The following is a 5601-nucleotide window of genomic DNA, read 5'->3' on the forward strand; positions in this document are numbered from 1 at the left end:
ATCGCACATCTATACCTTCATGCCGGCCGCCGGCGGCGTCGGCACCACCACGCTCGCGCTGCAGACGGCTTTCCAGCTGCATCATTCGGTGACGCGCGGCGCTTCGACATGCGTGGTCGATCTGAATTTCCAGCAGGGCGCCTGCGCCGAATATCTCGACCTTGAGCCGCGCTTCGACATCACGGAAATCGAGAACCAGCCGGAGCGCCTCGACCGGCAACTGCTCGATGTGATGCTGTCGAAACATGCGAGTGGCCTGTGCGTGCTCGCGGCGCCGACACGTCCCTCGGACATGCGCTCCTTCAAGACCGATGTGGTGGTTCGGATGCTCGATCTCGTGGCGGCTTACTTCGACAATGTCGTCATCGACATGCCGCGCACCTGGTTCCCCTGGACCGAGACGGTGCTCTTGGGTTCCAACAAGCTCTACATCGTCGCCGAGATGACGGTGCCTTGCCTGCGCCACACGCAGCGCCTTATCCAGGCCGTCTATGAGACCGCAGGCAAGGAAGTGAAGCCCAACGTCATCGTCAACCGCTTCGAACAGAAGATGTTCGACAGCGGCATCAAGCAGGCCGATGTCCAAGAGATACTCGGCGAGCATTTCGTCGGCGGCATCTCCAACAATTACCGGCTGGTGCGCGAGGCCGTCGACCGCGGCGTGCCGCTGCACGCCATCGACCCCAACGCCAATGTCGTCAACGACCTGAAGAAGATCATCCTGCCGGAGGAGGCCGTCCAGACCACGGTCAAGTCGAAATCGCTGTTCGGCCTCGGCAAAGGCCTGCTGAAGAGGAAGGCCGGATGAACACTCGCTTTTCCAACCTGCAGAACCGCGACACTCGTCCGCAGCGAGCGCCGGAGCCCGCGCCTATGGTGCACAATGCGGTGATCATCCCGACGACCCGCAAGCCGGCACCGCCGAAGCCGGAGGCCGCGCCGGCAAAAAGCGCCAACAAGGTGCTCGATGCGCGCGTGCGCATCCACCGCATGCTGCTCGAGGAGATCAACCTCGTGGCGCTCGAGCGGCTGCCCAAGGATGAAATGCGACGGCAGGTGCATGAATTCGTCTCGGAAAAGACGCGCGAGGAGCGGATGGCGATCAACATCGCCGAGCTCGATGCGCTGGTCGACGACATCGTCGACGAGATGGTCGGCCTCGGCCCGCTGGAGCCGTTGCTCAAGGACCCTGAGATCAACGATATCCTGATCAATGGCCACCAGAACTGCTTCGTCGAAAAGCGCGGCAAGCTGCAGCAGGTCCACATCCCATTCAAGGATGAGGCGCATCTGCTTCGAATCATTAACAAAATAGTCGCGGCTGTCGGCCGCCGCGTCGATGAATCACAGCCGATGGTCGACGCCCGCATGCTCGACGGCTCGCGCTTCAACGCGGCGATCCGCCCGGTCGGCGTCGACGGCCCGCTGGTGTCGATCCGCAAATTTTCCAAGAACAAGCTCGGCCTGCACAAGCTGGTCGAGTTCGGCGCCATCACCCAGAACATGGCCGAAGTGCTGGCGGCGGCGGTGCACGCCCGCAAGACCACGATCATCTCCGGCGGCACCGGCACCGGCAAGACGACGATGCTCAATGCGCTGTCGGCCTTCATCCCGGAAGACGAGCGCCTGATCACCATCGAGGACGCGGCCGAGCTGCAATTGCAGCAGCCGCATGTCGCGCGCATGGAAACGCGCCCGGCCAACATCGAGGGCCATGGCGAACTGAAGCAGCGCGACCTGGTCAAGAACGCGCTGCGCATGCGCCCCGACCGCGTCATCCTCGGCGAGTGCCGCGGCGAGGAAGCCTTCGACATGCTGCAGGCGATGAACACCGGTCATGAAGGCTCGATGGCGACCATCCATGCCAACACGCCGCGCGACGCGATCTCGCGTCTGGAACAGATGCTCGGCATGACCGGCATGCCGATGACGGTGCAGTCGATCCGCAGCCAGATCGCCAGCGCGCTCGACATCATCGTGCAGCTGACGCGCCTTTCCGACGGCAAGCGCAAGGTGACCAGCGTCGCCGAGGTAACCGGCATGGAAGGCGATGTCATCCAGATGCAGGAGATATTCCGCTTCGTGCGCACCGGCATGGAGGCGGACGGCAAGATCCTCGGCCACTTCGAGGCGACCGGCATCCGCCCGCGCTTCCTCGAGGACCTGCGCAACATGGGCATCGAATTCCCGGGCAAGTATTTTGAACCCGGCCGGCCGCAGGACTAGGCCGGTGTTCGAGGGATTCAGCCCGATCTACGTCGTATACGCCGCGGCGGCGCTCACCGGCATCATGATCGCCGAGGGCCTTTACCTGCTCTATGCCGGGCGCAGCGACAAGCGCACGGCAATCAACCGCCGCATGAAGCTCGCCGAGAACAAGATCAGCCAGGAGCAGGTGCTGATCCAACTGCGCAAGGAGCGCGGGATCGACGGCCGCAGTTCCGTCTTTTCCCTCGACCGTTTCCGCGTCCTGCGCACGCAGTCCGGCATGACCACGCCGTTGCCGAAGTTCCTGATGATCACATCGGGGATCGCTTTCGCACTGGCGCTTCTCACGATCTGGAAGGGCTTGCCGCTTCTGTTCGGCCTGATCCTGTTTCTCATACTGCTGCCGGTGCTGCCGGTGATGGCGATGCGCTTCATGCGCAAGCGCCGGCACAAGCGGTTCGGGATACAGTTGCCCGAGGCGCTGGAACTGATCACGCGTGGCCTCAAGGCGGGCCATCCGGTGCCGGTGGCGATCGCCATGGTGGCGCGCGAAATGGCCGATCCGATCGGCACCGAGTTCGGCGTCGTCGCCGACGAGGTCACCTACGGCTCGGACCTTGTGTCGGCGCTGAACAATCTATTCGACCGGGTAGGCCACGAGGACCTGCCGCTGTTCGTCACGGCGGTGTCGATCCAGAGCAGTTCGGGCGGCAATCTGCGCGAGATCCTCGACGGCCTGTCCGCGACAATCCGCGAGCGCGGCAAGCTGCGCCGCAAGGTGCGCGCCATTTCGACCGAAGGCCGCATGTCTGCCTACATCCTGACCGCAGTGCCGGCGCTTCTGTTCACCGCCATCATGGTGCTGATGCCGCAATTCTACCAGGATGTCTGGGGCGAGCCGAAGACCTGGTACATGCTGAGCGGGGCGATCTTCTGGCTGCTGCTCGGCAACGCCATCATGTTCAAGATGTCGAATTTCAGGTTCTGAAATGGAAGACGTCATCCGCTTTCTCGCCTCGCTCGCGCCGACGTCGCTGATGCCGGTTGCCGTGCTGCTGCTGGTGCTTGGCGGCGGTGCCGTTGCCTGGCCGCTTGTGCTCGCCAAGGGCGATCGCGGCGAGGTCAAGCGCCGGCTGAAGGTCGAGGTGGTGCAGCCGGCCGAGCAGGTGGACGCTGCGCCCAAGAAGAGCACCAGCGCCGTGCGCGAGAAGGCGGTGAAACGGGCGCAGGAGTTCTATGCCAAGAGCGACCCGGAAAATGTCGCGCGGCTGCGCATGAAGCTCATCCAGGCCGGCTATATGGAGCCGCGCGCCGTCGGCATGTTCTTCCTGATCCGCTTCGCCACCATGATCGGCGCGGCGTTGGGCGCGTTCCTGATCAACCACTGGGCGGCCAGCGCCGAGTCGACCATGACCAGCCGCTGGACCTTCATCATCCTGTCGGGCGCCGGCGGCTATTTCCTGCCGGGCCTGGTGCTGACGCAGAAGGTTCGGGAGAAGATGCGCGAATACCGCAACGGCTTTCCCGATTTCATGGATCTGATGATCGTCTGCTCCGATGCCGGCATGAGCATGGAGGCCGGCATCGAGCGGGTCTCCAAGGAGCTTGCCAGGACCTATCCGTCGCTCAGCCAGAACCTGATCCTGGTGTCGCTGGAGCTGCGGGCCGGGCGCAGTCTCGACGACGCGCTGAAGGCGCTCGCCGACCGTCTCAGCCTGGACGAGGTGCGCTCCTTCGCGACGCTGCTGCAGCAATCCAAGGAGCTCGGCACCAGCCTATCGGGCTCGCTGCGCGTCTTCTCCGACGAAATGCGGCATAAGCGCATGTCGCTGGCGGAGGAGAAGGCGCATGCCTTGCCGGCCAAGATGTCGGTGCCGGTGACGGTCTGCATCCTGCCGGTGGTGCTGATGATCGCCATTATTCCGATCATTGTGAAGCTGACGGCGCATCACTGAGGTATGCTGATATTCGGGTGAGGCCGGCCTGCGAATAGCGACTTTCTGCGCTCCCGGTGCTCACGTACTTCAAGTACGCTCCGCTCCGGTTCTCGAAAGCCATTATTCTCGACACGGCCTGACCCGAATCTCAGCATACCTCAACCATCGCTGGTCTGCTGGTTAACGCATCCTTGGCGGGGAACCAAAATTTAGCTGCATTTCGGCACCGAAGCTTAATCGCTCTCCTGTATCGTCTTTTCGTGAAGAACGACCCGGCAAATCGGGCGATGGGGCAGGGGCCTGCGTCAGAGACTTCCCACGGCAGCGGTGGCATTGACGGCCGCCTTGATGATCACCGGCTGCACGACGAGCAACACCAGCAACAGTGTCGACACGACCAAGACCACCGCGATCCAGCCGGTGGCCAAGGATGTCAGCGCCAACGACCTCGTCGAAGGCAAGGCCCAGTTCCGCGAGGCGAATTTCGGCCTGGCCGAACAGCATTTCCGCAAGGCGGTCGAGCTCAGATCCGACAATGCCGAAGCCTGGATGGGGCTTGCCGCTTCCTATGACGAGCTCGGCCGTTTCGACTTCGCCGACCGCGCCTATGCGCAGTTGCTGAAGGTTGCCGGCCGCAAGCCGCAGATCGTCAACAATATGGGTTATTCGCAGCTCCTGCGCGGCAACAAGAAGAAGGCGCGCGCGCTGCTGCTCGAGGCCAAGGCCGGCATGGCCGACCAGACGGTGGTCAACGCCAATCTGGCACTTCTGAACAAGAGCTAGAGCCTTATCGGGCTTGGCTTAAATGGTTCCGCCCGAATTCCTCGGCCGCCGGCCGAACGCCGTTTCAGCGAAACGCGACAAGTTCCACCCGTTACAATTTTCGTTTGTCGATTGGCGAAATCAAAGCGACAGGGTTGAATTTCCGGCTGGCGGACGCACGCCTGTCAACCGGCTTACCAGGTGTACAACGTCGGGCGAATATCGTTTTTCGCGGGGATCGCCTCGCGCTGGTGAAAAAGAACTGTTTCAATATAAACCAACAATTTCTAGTCTTCGCTTCTGCTGGATGCAGTAGTGGATGCTTTGTAAACCTTGTCGGAAGGTTGGGTCGAAAGGTTAGCTGAAAACGGTATCAGTGGGCCGCCGTTAACCTAGAATGCAGCGTCACTGACCACTCCCAAGAGGCGGCGGCTCAACAATGTTGGATTTTAGTTCGCTCCTGCTCGCGGCGGCGTTGTCGGGTACGTGCCTCAGCATCACCATGCTTGCGATCTGGCTCACCGCTCCGCGGGCGCCCTTCGTGCTGACGGTGGCGTGCGGCATCCTTGTGCTTGTCGCGCATGTCGTTCTGTTCTGGCAATACACCAAGGAGCCCAACCCTTGGCTCTGCCAGGCAGTGCTGGTGCTGCTCAGCCTGGGTTTCCTCATCATCTGCCTGTCGGCGATGCAATAT

General features: G+C 62.3%; 5 protein-coding genes and 1 pseudogene. All 6 read left to right on the forward strand.

What is annotated here, in order from left to right:
* Positions 1–808: CpaE family protein (locus tag EOA27_RS19495; protein ID WP_127256914.1), on the forward strand; the 808-nt coding region annotated here is incomplete at its 5' end.
* Complete coding sequence (locus tag EOA27_RS19500; RefSeq protein WP_126082361.1) at positions 805–2226, forward strand: CpaF family protein; 1422 nt, start codon at positions 805–807, stop codon at positions 2224–2226. The genes EOA27_RS19495 and EOA27_RS19500, both read left to right, overlap by 4 nt.
* 4 nt (positions 2227–2230) lie before the next feature.
* Positions 2231–3196 (forward strand): type II secretion system F family protein, encoded by a 966-nt coding sequence (locus EOA27_RS19505; RefSeq protein WP_126082362.1) that lies wholly within the window; start codon positions 2231–2233, stop codon positions 3194–3196.
* A 1-nt stretch (position 3197) separates the two neighbouring features.
* Entirely contained in the window at positions 3198–4163 is a 966-nt protein-coding gene (locus EOA27_RS19510) for a type II secretion system F family protein (RefSeq protein ID WP_126082363.1), read from the forward strand.
* Positions 4164–4493: 330 nt separating this feature from the next.
* Positions 4494–4928 (forward strand): tetratricopeptide repeat protein, encoded by a 435-nt coding sequence (locus EOA27_RS19515; protein ID WP_127256916.1) that lies wholly within the window; start codon positions 4494–4496, stop codon positions 4926–4928.
* A 418-nt stretch (positions 4929–5346) separates the two neighbouring features.
* Positions 5347–5601, forward strand: a pseudogene (locus EOA27_RS19520) (GGDEF domain-containing protein); the annotation flags it as partial.

Source organism: Mesorhizobium sp. M2A.F.Ca.ET.037.01.1.1, assembly GCF_003998075.1.
Taxonomy (GTDB): domain Bacteria; phylum Pseudomonadota; class Alphaproteobacteria; order Rhizobiales; family Rhizobiaceae; genus Mesorhizobium.

Bases quoted from the DNA above. Each gene is read 5' to 3' on its own strand.
- EOA27_RS19500 (WP_126082361.1), top strand. From the start codon at position 805: ATGAACACTCGCTTTTCCAACCTGCAGAACCGCGACACTCGTCCGCAG.
- EOA27_RS19510 (WP_126082363.1), top strand. From the start codon at position 3,198: ATGGAAGACGTCATCCGCTTTCTCGCCTCGCTCGCGCCGACGTCGCTG.
- EOA27_RS19515 (WP_127256916.1), top strand. From the start codon at position 4,494: ATGATCACCGGCTGCACGACGAGCAACACCAGCAACAGTGTCGACACG.